The 16,467-nt window shown below is 56.6% G+C and carries 18 protein-coding genes; 9 read left to right on the top strand and 9 right to left on the bottom strand.

The features are described 5' to 3' along the window. Positions 1-120 precede the first annotated feature (120 nt). From O3C79_RS00265 to O3C79_RS00245, 5 genes are read right to left on the bottom strand one after another with little or no spacing between them, the layout of a single operon-like run. Positions 121-792 (bottom strand): DUF1028 domain-containing protein, encoded by a 672-nt coding sequence (locus O3C79_RS00265; RefSeq protein WP_494384402.1) that lies wholly within the window; start codon positions 790-792, stop codon positions 121-123. Next, a complete protein-coding gene (locus O3C79_RS00260) occupies positions 789-2,465 on the bottom strand; it encodes a GMC family oxidoreductase (RefSeq protein WP_494384401.1) in 1,677 nt (558 codons plus the stop codon). The genes O3C79_RS00265 and O3C79_RS00260 overlap by 4 nt, the downstream gene beginning before the upstream one ends. Positions 2,466-2,489: 24 nt before the next feature. Beyond that, positions 2,490-3,323 carry an ABC transporter ATP-binding protein gene (locus tag O3C79_RS00255; RefSeq protein WP_494384400.1) on the bottom strand — a complete coding sequence of 278 codons (834 nt, stop codon included), beginning with the start codon at positions 3,321-3,323 and terminating at the stop codon, positions 2,490-2,492. 5 nt (positions 3,324-3,328) lie between these two features. Continuing rightward, a complete protein-coding gene (locus O3C79_RS00250) occupies positions 3,329-4,132 on the bottom strand; it encodes an ABC transporter permease (RefSeq protein WP_494384399.1) in 804 nt (267 codons plus the stop codon). A gap of 12 nt (positions 4,133-4,144) precedes the next feature. Beyond that, positions 4,145-5,137 (bottom strand): ABC transporter substrate-binding protein, encoded by a 993-nt coding sequence (locus O3C79_RS00245; protein WP_494384398.1) that lies wholly within the window; start codon positions 5,135-5,137, stop codon positions 4,145-4,147. 554 nt (positions 5,138-5,691) lie between these two features. On the opposite strand from O3C79_RS00245, the gene O3C79_RS00240 reads away from it, so the two are divergent. The 3 genes from O3C79_RS00240 (at position 5,692) to O3C79_RS00230 (ending at position 8,657) form a co-directional block, all read left to right on the top strand. Further along, entirely contained in the window at positions 5,692-6,999 is a 1,308-nt protein-coding gene (locus O3C79_RS00240) for a diguanylate cyclase domain-containing protein (protein WP_494384397.1), read from the top strand. Between the two features lie 58 nt (positions 7,000-7,057). Further along, positions 7,058-7,828, top strand: coding sequence for a class I SAM-dependent methyltransferase (locus tag O3C79_RS00235; RefSeq protein WP_494384396.1), 771 nt, complete (start codon positions 7,058-7,060; stop codon positions 7,826-7,828). A 109-nt stretch (positions 7,829-7,937) separates the two neighbouring features. Further along, positions 7,938-8,657 carry a spermidine synthase gene (locus O3C79_RS00230; RefSeq protein ID WP_494384395.1) on the top strand — a complete coding sequence of 240 codons (720 nt, stop codon included), beginning with the start codon at positions 7,938-7,940 and terminating at the stop codon, positions 8,655-8,657. A 61-nt stretch (positions 8,658-8,718) separates the two neighbouring features. Here O3C79_RS00230 and O3C79_RS00225 read toward each other — a convergent pair whose 3' ends face one another. Together O3C79_RS00225 and O3C79_RS00220 are read right to left on the bottom strand one after the other, a co-directional pair. Beyond that, the gene (locus O3C79_RS00225; RefSeq protein WP_494384394.1) at positions 8,719-9,138 is read right to left on the bottom strand and encodes a YidB family protein; all 420 of its coding nucleotides are present in this window, start codon (positions 9,136-9,138) and stop codon (positions 8,719-8,721) included. 76 nt (positions 9,139-9,214) lie between these two features. Then, positions 9,215-9,460 (bottom strand): hypothetical protein, encoded by a 246-nt coding sequence (locus tag O3C79_RS00220; protein ID WP_010321638.1) that lies wholly within the window; start codon positions 9,458-9,460, stop codon positions 9,215-9,217. 255 nt (positions 9,461-9,715) lie between these two features. On the opposite strand from O3C79_RS00220, the gene O3C79_RS00215 reads away from it, so the two are divergent. From O3C79_RS00215 to O3C79_RS00205, 3 genes are read left to right on the top strand one after another with little or no spacing between them, the layout of a single operon-like run. Further along, positions 9,716-11,044 carry a vWA domain-containing protein gene (locus O3C79_RS00215; RefSeq protein ID WP_494384393.1) on the top strand — a complete coding sequence of 443 codons (1,329 nt, stop codon included), beginning with the start codon at positions 9,716-9,718 and terminating at the stop codon, positions 11,042-11,044. Between the two features lie 56 nt (positions 11,045-11,100). After that, positions 11,101-12,915 carry a sensor histidine kinase gene (locus O3C79_RS00210; RefSeq protein ID WP_494384392.1) on the top strand — a complete coding sequence of 605 codons (1,815 nt, stop codon included), beginning with the start codon at positions 11,101-11,103 and terminating at the stop codon, positions 12,913-12,915. Beyond that, positions 12,912-13,613 carry a response regulator transcription factor gene (locus O3C79_RS00205; protein ID WP_494384391.1) on the top strand — a complete coding sequence of 234 codons (702 nt, stop codon included), beginning with the start codon at positions 12,912-12,914 and terminating at the stop codon, positions 13,611-13,613. The genes O3C79_RS00210 and O3C79_RS00205 overlap by 4 nt, the downstream gene beginning before the upstream one ends. Here the strand turns inward: O3C79_RS00205 and O3C79_RS00200 are convergent. Together O3C79_RS00200 and O3C79_RS00195 are read right to left on the bottom strand one after the other, a co-directional pair. Next, on the bottom strand, positions 13,610-13,900 hold the full coding sequence (locus O3C79_RS00200) for a hypothetical protein (protein WP_494384390.1): 291 nt from the start codon (positions 13,898-13,900) through the stop codon (positions 13,610-13,612). The genes O3C79_RS00205 and O3C79_RS00200 overlap by 4 nt on opposite strands. A 20-nt stretch (positions 13,901-13,920) precedes the next feature. Beyond that, on the bottom strand, positions 13,921-14,337 hold the full coding sequence (locus tag O3C79_RS00195) for a hypothetical protein (RefSeq protein WP_494384389.1): 417 nt from the start codon (positions 14,335-14,337) through the stop codon (positions 13,921-13,923). Between the two features lie 180 nt (positions 14,338-14,517). Between O3C79_RS00195 and O3C79_RS00190 the strand changes: the two genes are divergently transcribed. From O3C79_RS00190 to O3C79_RS00180, 3 genes are all read left to right on the top strand, one after another. Further along, the gene (locus tag O3C79_RS00190) at positions 14,518-14,853 is read left to right on the top strand and encodes a TfoX/Sxy family protein (protein WP_494384388.1); all 336 of its coding nucleotides are present in this window, start codon (positions 14,518-14,520) and stop codon (positions 14,851-14,853) included. Positions 14,854-14,914: 61 nt separating this feature from the next. Beyond that, entirely contained in the window at positions 14,915-16,078 is a 1,164-nt protein-coding gene (locus tag O3C79_RS00185) for an AAA family ATPase (RefSeq protein ID WP_494384387.1), read from the top strand. 60 nt (positions 16,079-16,138) lie between these two features. Continuing rightward, the gene (locus O3C79_RS00180; RefSeq protein WP_494384386.1) at positions 16,139-16,453 is read left to right on the top strand and encodes a cupin domain-containing protein; all 315 of its coding nucleotides are present in this window, start codon (positions 16,139-16,141) and stop codon (positions 16,451-16,453) included. The last annotated feature ends 14 nt before the right edge of the window (positions 16,454-16,467 follow it).

The following is a 16,467-nucleotide window of genomic DNA, read 5'->3' as shown; positions in this document are numbered from 1 at the left end:
CGCATATCATTCTTAAAATATTATTAATTTCTGTTCTGCATTCAAAAAACCTATATTGGACGGAATAAAAGGCCCCGTTACCCTTCTGGCAACGGGGCCTCGCGGGCCTTTGCATTGAGTCTATTCGTCGCCTGGAACCCCGTACCGCTCGGCATCTGCCGGGGTTTCTGCACGGGTAATATAGGCCTGCATCTGGGGCGCATAGGTGCGCCAGAGCATGTTGAGCTCATGGATCGGATCTATGTGCCAGTCCACCCTTAAGTCCACCACCGGCCAAAGCGGCTCCGCGCAAAGAATAAGGCCCGCCGAATGTACCGGCCCTGCTTCACCTCCGGCTTCAAGACCGGCAGACAGCCCTGCCAGGAGGCGGTCGGCAAGGTGCCCTGTACTGCCAAGATAGGCATCCAGCATGGCCTGGGGCACCTCTTCATTGGCGAGCAGGTTCCCCATCGCAAGACAGTTCTGGTTCACCTGGGTGCAGTGGATACCCAGAGAGTGTTGGCCGCTGAACGTGAGGCCTTCTCCCCGGGCGTTTAGCAGGCCCAGCTGGCGCCACTGGATGTGAGGGTCAGCCTGGTGCAGCAGCTGCATGACGCGATCCGGCGAGTGCCCCCGCTGCAGATAGTCCAGTGCCATGGTGCCCAGGTTCGGATTGGTCACATTCTGGCTGAGTGCGACACCGGTTCCGGTACGAACAAAGGCGCATCGGCTGGCAACGGCGATGCTGGATGAGCTGATGGCACATCCCAGCATGCCGGTATCCGGGCAAACGCCGGCGATGGAAAAGGTCATGCCGGCTCCTTGGTGGGCAGGTCTGCCGCTGGCTGTGTCTGTTGCGATGGCGCTGAACCGCCAAGTGGCTCCGGGTTCAGAATCAGGTCGGCGGCTTTTTCGCCAATCATGATGCAGGGGGCATTGGTATTGCCGCTGACCAGAGTCGGCATGATCGAGGCGTCTGCAACGCGCAGATTGTCGATTCCCCTGACTTTCAGGTCGGGCGTCACCACGGCGCTCTCATCCTGCCCCATTTTGCAGGTGCCGACGGGGTGGAAAACGGTCGCAGCATGCTCGCGTATGTACGCGAGCAGTTCCTCATCACTTTGTACCTCTGCGCCCGGCAGCATCTCTGTGCCACGGAAGCCGTCAAACTCGGTATCAGCCAGTATTTTCCGGGCCAGACGTATGCCTTCAATGAGGATGCGGGCATCCTCCTTGTTGGCGAGGAAGTTGTAATCCAGCTCCAGTTCCCGGTTGGCATTGAGTCTCAGCTCGCCGATGCTTTTGGGGCGCAGTACACAGGTATGAATGGCATAGCCGTGGCCCCACTCGAAAAGACGGCCGCGATGGCTGCGGTAACCCGGTACAAAATGGAACTGGACGTCGGGCAGATCCTGACTGAGCGGGGTTTTGGCAAACCCGCCGGCTTCCACGTAATTGGTTGTCAGCCAGCCCTTGCGCTGGAGCCAGTACTTGAAGGGCGAGGTCAGTACCGCGGGCAGGGATCCCAGCGAAAAGCCCAGAGTTTGACTGCTGGAGGAGCGCACGGTGACCAGACCGTCGAGATGGTCCTGCAGGTTCTTGCCCACGCCCGGAAGGTGGTGACGGCTGGTCACACCGGCCTGAGCTAGTTCAGCTTCAGGGCCTATACCGGATTTCAGCAGAATGGCCGGAGAACCAATGGAACCGGCACACAGGATAACCTCGCGGTTGGCATGCAAACTCAGGGTTTCGCCCTGATGCTGCAGTTTGAGGCCCCGGACGCTATTACCCTCAAGTATCAGGCTATCGACTTCGCAACCGGTCATAACCTGAAGGTTTGGGCGCTGTGTCAGCACAGGCGCAACAAAGGCCCGGTAGCTGGAGAGGCGTTTGGCGTTTTTCTGGGTCAGGTTGTAGATACCGCAACCTTCCAGAGTGGCACCATTGAAGTCATCGTTGACGGGGAGGCCAATATTACGGGCGGCGCGCACAAAGCGCCGGGAAAACGGATTCGGATCTTTGGCAGCGTCGACCAGTAACTCGCCCTCCTGACCATGGAGTGTCGGGTCCTGTCCAATCAGGTTACGCTCCGACTTCTTGAAAAAGGGCAGTACATCCTGCCAGCTCCAGCCCGGGCAGCCTGATTCTGCCCAGCGGTCGTAGTCACTGGCATGGCCACGAATGTAAATCATGCTGTTCATCGAGGCCGAGCCACCCAGGGCCTTGCCGAGGGGACAGTGGAGCTGGCGGTTGTTCAGTTCCTTCTGGGGTGTGGAAAAGTAATTCCAGCTGAACCTCGGGCTCTTGTACAAGGTGATGGTGCCAGCAGGCGTCTGCACGCGTGGGCTGGCATCACTGCCGCCGACTTCGATCAGGCATACGCGGATCGCAGGGTCTGCACTGAGCCGGTTGGCAAGGACGCTGCCAGCAGAGCCGGCCCCCACGATGAGGTAGTCGTAAGACGAGTTGGTAAGGTTATTGACCATGGGATCTCCGGTTGCCAGCGGGCCTTAATGCATCTCTTCCAGGTCGTCATGCAGCAGGGAAAGAATCTCGCGTTTGCGGGCGATAAACTCCGGCTCCATAACCATGTCGAGCGTACGTGGGTGAGGGATGTCCACATCCAGAATTTGCTGGATGCGACCGGGCTTGGAGCCCATGACGAACACCCGGTCACCCAGCAGAATCGCTTCATCGATATCGTGGGTGACAAACACCACGGTTTTCTTGCGGTGTTCCCAGACCCTGAGCAACAGTTGCTGCATTTGCAGGCGCGTCTGGCTATCCAGGGCACCAAAGGGTTCGTCCATCAGCAGGATCTTGGGGTCATTGGCCAGGGCGCGAGCAATGGCCACACGCTGTTTCATGCCCCCGGAGAGCTGGGTCGGGAAGTTATCGGCGAACCCGGTCAGGCCAACCTCATTCAGGTAGTAATCGACTGTTTCCTTCCGTTCCGCAGCCGGCATTTTCTTGCGCTTGAGACCAAACTCGATGTTCTGCGCCACGGTGAGCCAGGGAAAGAGGGTGTAGCTCTGGAATACCATACCGCGCTCTGCGCCAGGGCCGGTGACCAGCTCGTCGGCGACGCGGATCTCGCCGTCACTGGGCGTGTTCAGCCCGGCGGTCAGGTACAGCAGACTGGACTTGCCGCAGCCGGAGGGGCCGACGATGACAGCAAACTCCTGGTCTTTCACTTCAAGCGAGACATTTTCCAGTGCCGTAAACTCACCGCCGTCCGGTTTGGGAAATCGCAGGCTGACATTGTCGATGCTCAGTTGAACGGGGCGATCATCAACCAGCGGTGTTGTCACTTCCGTGAGCGTGGTGTCGAGCGGTGCACTCATTGATTTCATTTGTCCCATGATCCTAATCTCATTCGCAGGAAACGGAATGCCTGATCGGTGATCAGACCCAGCAGGCCGATAATGACGATGGCGAGGAAGATGACGTCGACCTGGAAACCGCGCATGGCTTTCAGGCTGATGTAGCCCAGACCGCTGGAAGCAGCGACCAGCTCAGCGACGACCAGATAGGTCCAGGCCCAGCCGATGGTGACGCGCAGTGCATCCAGTACGCCTGGCATGGAAGCGGGTGCAATCACATGCATGACCACATCCTTGCGGCTGGAGCCCAGCGTATAGGCGGCCTGCATCAGGTCCTTGGAAACGCCACGAGACACGTCGGCAATCATGACCAGCTGCTGAAAGAAGACGCCGAAGATAATCACGGTGACACGCTGCTCGATACCGATGCCGATCCACAGAATGAACAGCGGCACGAACGAAGTCACCGGAAGGTAACGTACAAAGTTGACCAGCGGATCCAGCAGTGCCTGCACAATGCGGAAGCTGCCCATCATCAGGCCCAGCGGCACGGCAACCAGAGAGGATACAAAGAAGCCGATCAGGACCACTTCGAGGCTGGCCCAGACATGGCCCATAAGCGAGCCGTCGTTAATCAGACGCACACCGGCGTCGAAGACATCAAAGGGTGAGGGGAGAAACATGTCGGGAACCAGGTCCCCGACCGAGAAAATCATCCAGATGGAGATAACGGCTAACCAGCCGGCGATGCCTGTACCGAGCACGAGCTTCCGGGGAAGCTCATGCTTGGGGGTCAGACAGTCGCGTACGATAGAGCTACGCTGTGACATGACCGGTTACCTTTATTCAGCGCTGACAAAGCGGGTGTCGACGAGGTCTTCATATTTCACGTCGAAGGTTTTGCCCTGCAGCTTGCTCCAGGTGTCATTGGCCAGGCTGATGATATCGGCGATATCACCGCTGTTGCCATCGCTGCCCAGCAGCTGTTTGCTCATGCTGCTGTCATAAAAGCGCACGGACTGGGCGGCGGCTTCCAGTTCTGCCGGGTCGGACAGATAACCGCCCACACCCTTGGCCATGATTTTGTAGGCTTCCTGCGGGTGCTGTTTGGTGTAATCGACCGCCTTGTAGAGGCCTTTCACCAGAGCGGCCACGTCTTCCGGCTGGTTCTCAATGACATCGCAGTTGAGTGCCACCACATCCACGATGACCCCCGGTGTGGTACTGCTGTCGATCAGTACCTTGCCGGCGTCGTGTGAGCGCACCAGTGACAGGTGAGGCTCCCAGGTGACCGCAGCCGGGATTCGGCCGGCAATGAAGGCACTGGCCGCATCATCGGCGGTCATGTTTTCCACCTGAATGTCGCTCATGTCCATGTTGTTCTGGCTCAGCAGGTAGGACAGCCAGAACTGGGACACCGAACCTTCATTGACCCCGACACGCTGGCCCTTGAGGTCCTGCATGGAGGCGATGGAATCGTTCACCAGAACACCGTCACCACCAAAGCTCTCGTCCAGTGCGGCCACGGCCTTGAAGCAGAACTGAGGGCGGTACTTGAGGATCTCATCGATGGTGGAAGCGGAGCCATCCAGACGACCCGAAGCGGCCGCCGCCATGTACATGGATGACTCTTCAATCGTTTGCAGTTCCAGCTCCAGGCCTTCCTCGGCAAAGAAGCCCATGTCCCGTGCCAGGTACAGGGTGCCATACCCGACCCAGGTGGTATGACCGAGTGAGAGTTTACCGGCCATGCTGGGTGCGGAAACCATAGTGGTCGCCAGCAGGCTGGCACCCGCCAGCGTTTTGAACATTGCCTTGCGTGTAGGTGTTTTCATCTGTTGTGACTCCGTGATGTTTAAGGGTGTACATCGGAATGTCACTAACCTATCCATCAGGAAAACGATCAACAATTACAATTAAACTAAGCATGGAATAATGTTTATTTATTCAAATGGTTTTGTGCTTTTTATTGGTGCGGTTTTTTGGTTATTGTTCAGTATTGGTGCGGGATAATAAATTTTATAATTTTTAAGTATTTGATTTTATTTGTTTTTTTAGATTTATTTGCTTTTGGTTTTCTTGGTGGTGATGGCGTGATTATGGATTTTTTTATTTGAGTTTATTTTGTTTTTATCAATGGGGGAATGAGAGGTTTCTTAAAACCGAAGGGGAGGTTTAAAAAAAGGGGGCAAAATACTAGAGGGTATCGGGTCCGTGTAACATTATTTTTTTCTGATACCTGTATTGGAAATGTTGATGTTCAATAAAACAGGGTCGTTCTGTTACAGGTGGTCAATATTGCCCGCAAAAGCTGGCTTTAAGTGGAGCTTCTGGCCCTGAGCGCATATAGTGAAATCCTGTCTGATGTTGTTGAGGTCGTCGTTAAAGAATGACATTTAGTAGTCAGTATGACCATCTGGTTCATATCGAAACCCATGCGGAATTGCGTCTCTACGAGCTGATTCCCAACGTGGTCTGGGTGTTCGATCTGGACAAGCACGGCTGGTGGTGGGGCAACTCCGCGGCCGTGGAGTTCTGGGGGCTGGACTGCCTGCAGCAACTGATCGACAAGGACTTGTCTGGCGATACCCAGGGCGCGCGTGACCGTACGCTGCAAACCTTTGAGCTGGCAGCCAAAGACGGCCTCACCGTGGACCCCTGGACCACCTACCCCAATGGCAAGCCCAAAACGCTACTGATGATGCACCGTGCCGTACTCCTGGGGCCGGAAAAACATCGCGGCATCATCGCCTACATTAATGAACAGGTGAATCTGGGTGAGCAGCCGGAGAACCTGCTGCTGATGGAGGCCATGCGCTACACCCGCGTACCGGCCACCACCTTTACCCTTGCAGGTGAGCCGGTGGTGGAAAACCCGGCGGCCACCGATGCGTACAACTTTCTTTATGAACAGGGTAAAGCCCAGAGCGACTGTGCCTTTGTGGCCCGCTTTGCCAATCCGGACGAGGGGCGTGAGCGTCTCAAGAAGATTCAGGCCGGTGAAGAAGGGCGTTGTGATTACATTATGCAGACCAGCGAAGGGCTGCGTCGGCACAGTCTGGATATTCGCCGCACCCGTCATCCGCTGAATGGCGACTTCCTGTTTCTGGTGGTGGAGTACGACTTTACCGAGCTGTACCACGCGCTGGATGAAGTGGAAGCGGCCCGTGCCAAACTGCACGACATCGCCATGAAGGATGCCCTGACCGGCGTGCACAGCCTGCACTATATGCAGGAAGCAGCCAAAACCGAGATCGCCCATGCCGAGCGCAATGGCCAGACCCTGTGGCTGATGTTTATCGACCTCGATGGCTTCAAGTCCGTTAACGATACCCTGGGCCACAGTGCCGGTGATGAAGTGCTGTGCGAAGTGGCACAACGGCTGCAATCGGTGATCCGCTCGGAAGACCTGCTGGCGCGAATCGGTGGTGATGAATACGTGGTGCTACTGTCTCATGATCACAAGGAAGCAGATACGACCTCGGTGGCAAGCCGCATTCTGGAAGTATTGCAGGAGCCGATTCAGGTTGTGGATACTCAGGCCCGTGTCAGTGCCAGTATCGGCATTGCACGTTATCCACAGGATGGCGCGGACCTTGAAGCGCTGCTGAAAGCAGCCGATGCAGCCATGTACCGTGTGAAGAAAGGCGGTAAAAACGATTTTGTGTATGTTCAGAATAAGGCGGGTAGCGAGTAAGCCGGTTGCGTCCCCTTAGCATGCAACGCAGCCTTTGGCGGCGTATCCGGGAGTGTGTATGAGTGAAGACCTGAGTATCCATGATTTCGATTACAGTCTGATCTGTGAGTACTTTGCCCTGCTGGAACGGCAGGGGCCGGGCAGTCCGGCACAAACACTGAGGGCGCTAAGCTTTATCGAGGGGCTGGATGCTGACTCACGTATTGCCGATATAGGCTGTGGCACTGGTGGCCAAACACGGGTGCTGGCCGGACAAGCGCCCGGGTCCATTACTGCATTGGATCTCTTCCCTGACTTTATCCGCCGCTTCAATGACAAGGCACGGCAAGCAGGGTTGGATGACAGGGTACGCGGGATTGTCGGCTCAATGGCGGCGTTGCCGTTTGCGGATGAAGAGCTGGACCTGATCTGGTCGGAAGGCGCCATCTACAATATTGGCTTTGAACGTGGCCTTCGGGAATGGCGCCGTTTTCTCAAACCGGGTGGCTATCTGGCGGTATCCGAAGCCTGCTGGTTTACCGAAAGCCGGCCCGAGGAGATTGAGCGTTTCTGGGTCGAGGCCTATCCGGAGATTGACACCCTGGCCAACAAGGTGCAACAGGTACAGCGGTCCGGTTACCTGCCTGTAGCCACATTCATCCTGCCGGCGCAGTGCTGGACTGAACACTTCTACACGCCTCAGGTTGCCACCCAGGATGCCTTTTTGCGACTGCATCCAGACAACGCAGCGGCCGCTGATCTGGTGCGCGAGCAGCGTCATGAAGCCGATCTATATCGCCGTTACGGGCAGTATTACGGGTACGCTTTCTTCATCGCACAGAAGTGTTAGCAGCTCAGGTTAGCGTCGCACCCATTTCCGTCCATGGCGTCAGGCGTTATCCTGTCCCGCATCCAACTGGATCTATATCCTCGCTCACCTTTTCAGGACCGCTTTCGCCATGTCTCGACTGTTTGAAGAAATTGATAGCCAGGCCTCTCCTCTGGGTCAGATCTCCCTGCGCCGTCGTACCATTCCGGCACTGGGAAATCGGGATATCTATGAAGTGAAACTGGGTGACGAATTTCTGATGTCGAGCATGTTCGTTGCGGCAGAAGAAGCCCTGTCGACACTGGGGCTGGCGGCCGTGCAGGGCGACTCCCTCAGTGTTGTGGTTGGTGGCCTTGGGCTGGGTTATACCGCCGTTGCCGCTCTGAATGATGAGCGTATCGCTGAGCTGCTGGTGGTTGATGCGCTGGAAACCGTGATCGGCTGGCATCGTGATGAGTTGGTGCCTTTGGGTAAAACGCTTAATGCCGATCCGCGCAACCGTTATGTGCTGGGCAGCTTCTTCGACCTGGCCACGGACCCGCAGACCGGCTTTGATCCGGAGCATGCGGGCAAAACCTTCGATGCCATCCTGCTGGATATCGACCACTCCCCCAGCGAGTACCTGAACCCGGCCAATGCCAGCTTCTACACTACGGAAAATCTGCCCCTGATGGCACAGCAACTCAAACCTGAAGGCGTGTTTGCCATGTGGTCACAGAACCTGCCCGACGCTGAATTTGAAGCGCTGTTGAAAACCGTATTTACTCGTGTCGAGTCGCATGTGGTGACCTTTGATAACCCCTTCCAGGGCGGTGAAGCCACCAATTCGGTATATGTGTGCGTGAAGTGATCCGTCAGAACCAGCATTGAGGTGTGGGCCAAGCCACAAGGGTTGGCCCTTTTAAGAACATTCAGAACAGCTTGCCCAGCACACCTTTAGCCATATCACCAACGGCACCACCCAGCAGATCACCGCCTTCGCTGTTGCCATCAATCAATTCAGGAATCATCTGAGCGAGGCCTTCGGCAGCGGTGTCTTCGCCCAGTCCCAGCTGGCCGGCAAATTCTGATACCTGGTCATTACCCAGTACGTCTATCAGGGTCGAGGGCGATATCGCTTCGTTGTCGCCTCCGCCAAGCCAGGAGCTGGCGAGGTCTGCCAAGCCACCGCCACTGGTAAATTGACCAACCAGTGCACTCAAATCCAGTTCGCCACCGTCAGTGGGCAATAAATTTTGCAATGCAGCAACCACGCTTCCGGTATCCAGTTGTTCGCCAGTGCCGCCCAGTTTGCTGATAAACAGCTGTGCGGCCATGTTGATCAGGCTCATATCGTACCTCTCGAGATTCTTTGGCTGGAGAGAACAGGCCCGGGCCGAATGACTCAAAAGCCCGGGGCGGGTGTTATCAGAGCTTGGCCATTTCGTCGTCGAAGAAGCTGGCTGCCGCATCGGTAAAATCGAAGGTTTCGCGAATGTATTTAAGGGTATCGAGCTCAGTATCGGTCACGCCCTGGCCGTCATTGGCCGATTTCAGCAGGTCTGCGGCTTCATCCTTGGAAATCTTGCCCTCGCCGCGGCCGGTGGTGTGAGCCTTGGCCAGTTCGAGCAGTTCTTTCTCATACTTTTTGCCATCAATGCTTACATACGCCATGGTATTTTCCCTTTGTCAGTGGTCCTGAAAAATGCGTACAGGTGATCAGATTGAGGTGTTCGTTTTTTGAACACCGTCTTTGAATTTAGACCAGCTTGATGAAAGTGCTATAACGCAGGTGCAAAAAAATAGTTCCGGCTCGCTTACAAATCTTTTACATACTCTCTACATCCATCTGACCAACGCCTTCATTGCCCGGCCTAGAGTGCAGCTGACACGAGGTTTATTACTATCACGCTGCAAAGGAGTCGGATCATGAGTCCTCTCAATATTTTCAAACGCACTCTGGCTGCCGGCCTGTTGTTGTGCACGTCCTTTTTGGCGCAGGCACAGGAAGTAGAGCTGGACCTCAGCCTGGCAACGCCGGTCATGGCCGCTGATGCGACGCAAAAAGCCTATATCAAACTGTCTCTGGATGGTTTTGAGCTGGCGGGGCGCAGCGAACGCACGCCGGCCAATGTGGCGATCGTGCTGGACCGTTCCGGTTCCATGGGCGGTGACAAGATTCGTCATGCCCGGGAAGCGGCAATCATGGCGATCCAGCGACTGGATGAACGGGATATCGTCTCAGTGGTGGCCTACGACTCTCAGGTTGATGTCGTGGTGCCGGCCACCCGGCTAGTGGACAGAAAACCGGTCTACCGGGCCATTCGCCGTATCCATGCACGCGGTAATACGGCACTGTTTGCCGGTGTCAGCAAGGGTGGGCAGGAACTGCGCAAGTTCATTGATCGCAACCGGGTCAATCGTGTCATCCTGCTCTCCGATGGGCTGGCCAATGTGGGGCCCCAGTCGCCCTCTGAGCTGGGGCGTCTGGGTCAGTCTCTGGCGACTGAAGGTATCAGTGTTACCACGATCGGACTGGGACTGGGGTACAACGAAGACCTGATGACACAGCTGGCTGGCATGAGTGATGGCAACCATGCCTTTGTTGAAAATGCCTCCGACCTGGCACGGGTGTTCCAGTATGAGTTCGGCGATGTACTCTCGGTGGTAGCCCAGGATCTGGTGATCGAGATTCGTTGTCTCAATGGTGTCAGGCCGCTGCGTCTGTTGGGGCGTGAGGCCGAAGTGATCGGCGACCGTGTACGCACCCGTCTCAATCAGCTTTACAGTGAGCAGGAAAAATACCTGGTGCTGGAAGTGGAAGTACCGGCCCAAAGTGCGGGCACTGAACTGGAGCTGGCCCGGGTACAGGTCGACTATGCCAATCTGGCGACTCGGCGTGCGTCGCAACTGGATGGACGGGTGCTGGCCAGCTTCAGTGCATCGGAAGTTGAAGTGCAGGCCGCGGTGGATAAGCCGGCACTGGAGTCTGCAGTCGAGCAGGTGGCCAACGAGTACAGTCGAGAAGCGGTAGAGCGTCGTGATCGTGGGGATGTAGACGGTGCCCGCCAGCTGCTGGAAAAAAGCGCGGCCTATCTGGGCTCCCAGGCCGAAGCCTTGGCGTCCCCCGCGTTGAAAGCCCAGGAAAAGGAAGCGTTGCAGGATGCAGATACGCTATCCTCGGAAGAAGACTGGACCCGCCAGCGCAAGGAGCTGCGCGAGAAACAGTACAAGCGCGCCACCCAACAAAGCTATTGAGCGCTGGCCCGGTGTGGTCCTGAACGACACCGGGCCTGGCTGCACTCGGGAGTGCCATGAAATACCGCGCCACCCTGTTATTGATTCTGCTGGTGTTGCTGCCGTTATTGCTGCTGGGATGGTTGGGTTACCGCCTGCAGCAGAACGAGCAGCAACTGGTCGGGTTGCAGCTGCAGAAACTGGTCGAGCAGCAGCTGGAATCCGTGGACCAGCAGCTCCAGCGTCACTTTCAGCAACTGGAAACCCTGTTGCAACGGCAGGGCATGGACCTCTACCGTCTGGCCGACAAAGACTATCCTGCCGATGCACTGAGAACATTCATCAAGCGATCCGCGCAGGTACAACAGCTGTTTGTGCTGGATCAGTCTGATCAACGCCAGTTTCCACCTCGGAATGAACCCTTGAGTCGGGAAGAGCAACGTCTGGTGGAACGTCTCCAGCCTCTGTGGCAATCGCCGGGCCTGCTACGACCCAAGGATGCGGACCCTCAAACAGTGCCGCCACCCTCGGCTGCGGCCAGTGACACACCTGCAGCAAAGCGTTCCGGTGATTACTTTGTCAGCGGTCAGCTGGCGCAACGGGCACCTGCCGAACTGGTCGATAACCTGAGTGATTATGCTAGTGAGGTCGATGCCGATGCGGCTGAATCCCAGGCCCCGGCCGCCAGTCTGGCCAAGGCCGAGCCACGCCGGAATGCACGCGCGGCGGAGCAGGCCGAGGCGGCATCCGATAGGTCCGTTGAGAGCGAAGCTGATATCACTGACAGCGGTTGGATCGCCTGGTATGTGGATGCGCGCCTGATACATATTTATTGGTGGCGTGACCCCCAGGGCCGCACGTTGGGCTTTGTGCTCAATGATGCACGCCTGCTGTCAGATTTGATTAACCGCTTGCCTGATGCCGGGGCTGGGCGTGACGTACTGGGCGACGCGCAGATTCAACTGCTCGACAGTCAGGCCAATACGCTGTACCGCTGGGGGGATTATCAGGAGAACGGCGCGCCGCTGCGCAGCCTGGGTTTGAGTCACCCACTGGGCAGCTGGAGCCTGGAGTACCACGCCCCGTCCCTGCAGGGAGGAGGGCCACCAGCCTGGCTGACGCTAACCCTTCCGCTTGTCTTGCTCGGCCTGGGGCTGGCGGGGCTGGGCTATCTGTTTTATCGCGAACATCGCCGGGAAATGCAGCTGGCAGCACAGCGGGTTAACTTCGTGAACCAGGTTTCCCATGAACTGAAAACACCGCTCACCAATGTGCGACTCTATGCCGAAATGCTGGAACAGCGCCTGGACGGTGATGACGACCCGTCCGTGGGACGTTATCTGGGCGTTATCAGTAATGAAAGCCAGCGCCTGTCCCGTTTGATCGATAATGTGCTGAGCTTGTCACGGTTGCAGCGCCGGCAGCTGACATTGTCATTGGAATGCCAGGATCCCGACCCACAGATCACCCGCATTCTGGAAACCTTTGCGCCATTGCTCAAGCAACGTTTAATCGAACCCGAATTCACCCCCGGTGTTGGTCAACGCCTCCGGTATGATCCGGCCCTGTTGGAGCAGATCCTCAACAACCTGCTCAGTAATTGTGAAAAATACGCCCCCGACAGCGGTGCGTTGCGCATCGCCAGCTGGCTGGAGGGGACCAAGCTATGTGTGTCCGTGCAGGACCAGGGGCCGGGTATTGCCGCATCTGAACGGGCGAGGGTATTCGAGCCCTTCTATCGTTGCAGTAACCGCCTGACCGACGGCATCACCGGTACGGGAATCGGGCTGGGGCTGGCGCGCGATCTCGCCCGTGCCCATGGCGGTGATCTGGTCTTGCTGGCGAGCGAGAAAGGCACCCATTTTGAGATACGACTGGAGACACAGGCATGAAAATCTTGATCGCCGAGGATGATCTCAATATTCGCCTGGGCCTGCGTGACCTGCTGGAAGCTGAAGGCTACGACTGTCTGGAGGCCGCAGATGGCGAGCAGGCCTGGGCGCTGTATCAGGAAAAGATAGCCGCTCAAACAGGCCCGGCACTGGTTCTACTCGACATCATGATGCCCAAGCTGGATGGATACGCCCTTTGCCGCCGTATTCGCCAGCAGGACCAGCAACTGCCGGTGATCTTTATTACCGCAAAATCGGAAGAAATTGATCAGGTGCTGGGGCTGGAACTGGGTGCGGATGATTACATCAAGAAACCGTTCGGCAGTCGTGAGGTGGTGGCACGTATCCATGCGGTTACGCGCCGCTGTCTGGCGCAGACGGCCACAAAGTCGGCGCAGTCGGGCTTTCAGATGGGCGACCTCCGGGTGTTTCCGGATCAGCTGCGTGCCGAGCGGGCAGGGCAGAAGATCGACCTGAGCCTGCGCGACCTGAGCATTCTGCAGCTGTTGCACCGCAACCCCGGCCGGGTGCTGAGCCGGGATGAACTCTTTGATGAGTGCTGGGGGCGCCAATATCTGCCCAGCAGTCGCACGCTTGATCAGCACATCTCCAAACTGCGCAAGGCGGTGGAGCTTGACCCCCAGTCACCACAGATTATTCAGACGGTGCATGGTATGGGGTATCGCTATGATGGTTAGTACTGCGTGGACGCTGTTGCGTACTCCATATCTCGAGGCACGCCAATGCCGGATTCATAGATCTGGGCCAGCCAGATCATGGAATAGACATCATTCCAGCGTTCAATGCAGTCCTCGAAAATCTTAATGGCAGCAGCATGGTCACCTGTCTTGTCGGCGGCATAGCCGTAAAGGCATTTGATGCGCTTGTCCGAATCGATATAGGCCTCATAGCTGAGATCGCTGGCTTTTGTTAGCAGGGATAACAGGGTCAGGCAACCAAGTGTCAGCAGGGTGCGGGAGTACATGGTTAGAGTTTCCCCAGGTGTCAATTCAGATGCATAAAACTCAACTGTTGAGCGGGATAAAACAGGGTATTCAGCACCAGTAGCGCAAACCAGAGCCCGATTTCCAGGGTCTCGGTAATGGGCTGTATACCCTTAAACGCGCCGTAGATGTGAACAACGAACATCAATGAAAAGACCGCATAGAGTGAATCGAAGACAAAGAGTCTTGAACCGGAGTCGAGTATCCCTCTCAGCATCAACAACTCGATGACCAGAATGAATGCGCCCAGGCAGCGACCGAAGTACACGGCCAGGTCCGTTTCATCAGGCACTTTCCATAGCATCAAATGTGCCCAGGACAGGGGCGTCAGGAAAATGGGAAGAGCAAATAACACAGTCGTACTGCACATGAGTGCCAGTAGATACCAATAGCTTTGATCCGCAAATAAACCCAGCATGGCAAATCCTTTTGAGGGTGGAGTGTTATGTTTTTTAGTCTTCGCCGGGCAGCTGTTCAATCCATGCACAGCAAAACGAGTCTAAAGTACAGGCGGCTATACTCCCTTGCATGGACGTTGGTTGTAGTTAAGAGCCCGGTCGCTTGAGTGCGTTGCACCATTTTTGCAGGAGGTATCAGGGTGTCGTCTTCACATGAGTTTGTGGATAACCTGCACGAAGTGTTTGTTCTATTTGGCTCGATCCGAACTCGGCGCATGTTTGGTGGTTATGGCATTTATCACGATGGCCTGATGTTCGCGCTGGTGGCTGATAATATGCTCTATCTCAAAACCGATAAGCTATCCCGAGCAGCGTTTGAAGCTCAGGGGCTTACGCCGTTTGAATATGTGAAAAACGGCAAGCCAATTAAAATGTCCTACTGCCTGGCACCGGACGAAATCTTTGAAGATGCTGAAGTGGCGCGCGAGTGGGCGTCTTTGGCTTATGCGGCGGCCTTGAGAGGTCGCAAATCCTGAGCCGTCTGTCTTTCAGGAGGCAGGGGCTTGCTGATCGAACCCACAGGGATGTAACACCAGGATGCTGAAAACCCTCGCCATTGAAAACTACCGCTCCATTTTAAAGCTCACTTTACCGATGGGGCAGGTGACCCTGATTACCGGGCCCAACGGCAGCGGCAAATCCAACCTCTACAAGGCTCTGCGTCTGCTGGCCCAGGTGGGCCGTGGTGGTGTAGTGAGTGCACTGGCTGCTGATGGCGGACTGGACTCCGTCTTCTGGGCCGGGCCGGAGAAAATCAGTGCGCGTATGCGTCGGGGTGAGGTGCCGGTGCAGGGCGGGCCGCGTCAGCAGGTGAAGCGTCTGCGCATGGGCTTTGCTGGTGATGATTATGGCTATGCCATCTCGTTGGGGCTGCCGGAGCCTGTTCCTCGGTCGGTTTTCAACCTGGACCCGGAAATCAAACGCGAAGGCATCTGGTACGGTGAATTCTATCGTCCTGCCAGTCTGTTGGTGGATCGCAAGGGGCCTGCTGTACGGGTGCGGGACGGACGCCAATGGCAGGTGGCGGCGCAGCACATGCCGGGGTTCGACTCCCTGTTTGATCAGGTCGCTGATGTCCAGAGCACACCGGAGGTGTTTCAGCTGCGCGAGAACATTCGCCGCTGGCGCTTCTATGACCATTTCCGTACCGACCGTGATGCCCCGGCTCGCCAGCCCCAGTTGGGTACACGTACGCCGGTGTTACATCATGATGGCCGGGATCTGGCCGCGGCGATTCAAACGATTCGTGAAATCGGCGATGAAGCCGCTCTGGATGAAGCGATCAGCTATGCCTTTCCGGGGGCTTACCTGCGAGTGCGCCGTGAAGATGATGGCCGTTTCTTTCTGGAGCTGCAGCAGGAAGGCTTGCTCAGGCCTCTGTCGGTATCAGAACTCTCGGATGGCACCCTCAGGTATATTCTCTGGGTCGCGGCCCTGCTGACGCCAAGGCCACCTGAATTGATGGTGCTGAATGAACCGGAGACCAGTCTGCATCCGGACCTGCTGCCGGCATTGGGGCGACTTATTCTGCAGGCATCCGAACACTGCCAGGTCTGGGTGGTGTCTCATGCTTCGCGTCTGATTGCCACGCTGGAGCAAAGTGAGAGCTGCTGTTCGATTCAGCTGGACAAGGAGCTGGGCGAAACCCGAGCGGCGAATCTGGGCCAGTTTGATATACCTGCCTGGTACTGGCCGGACTAGCATGTTTCACGTGCGAGTTCTTTATTGATGTTATTCTGACGAAGGGAAAGAAGAATAGGTATGCCTAATATCCGCGATCATATTCCCGCTAATCTGCCGCAGGAGGTGTTCAGGGACCTTGTGAACATGCCTGGCTGTCGCATCGAGCGTATTCTGTCCCGCGGGCAAACCTCACCCGATAGTGGCTGGTATGACCAGGATGAACATGAGTGGGTGTTGCTGCTTGAGGGCGCGAGCGAGCTGACCTTTGAGGATGGCGAGGTGGTGCGCCTGGGACCTGGCGATTACCTCAATATTCCCGCGCATCGGCGCCATCGTGTCAGCTGGACCGATCCTGAGCAGACCAGTGTATGGCTGGCGGTATTCTATGGTTAAGCGTGCGGGAAGCC

It is taken from the genome of Marinobacterium sp. NO-S09, assembly GCF_059179545.1.
Note: the sequence above shows the minus strand (reverse complement) of the source record. Positions and strands in the feature narration are given on the sequence as shown.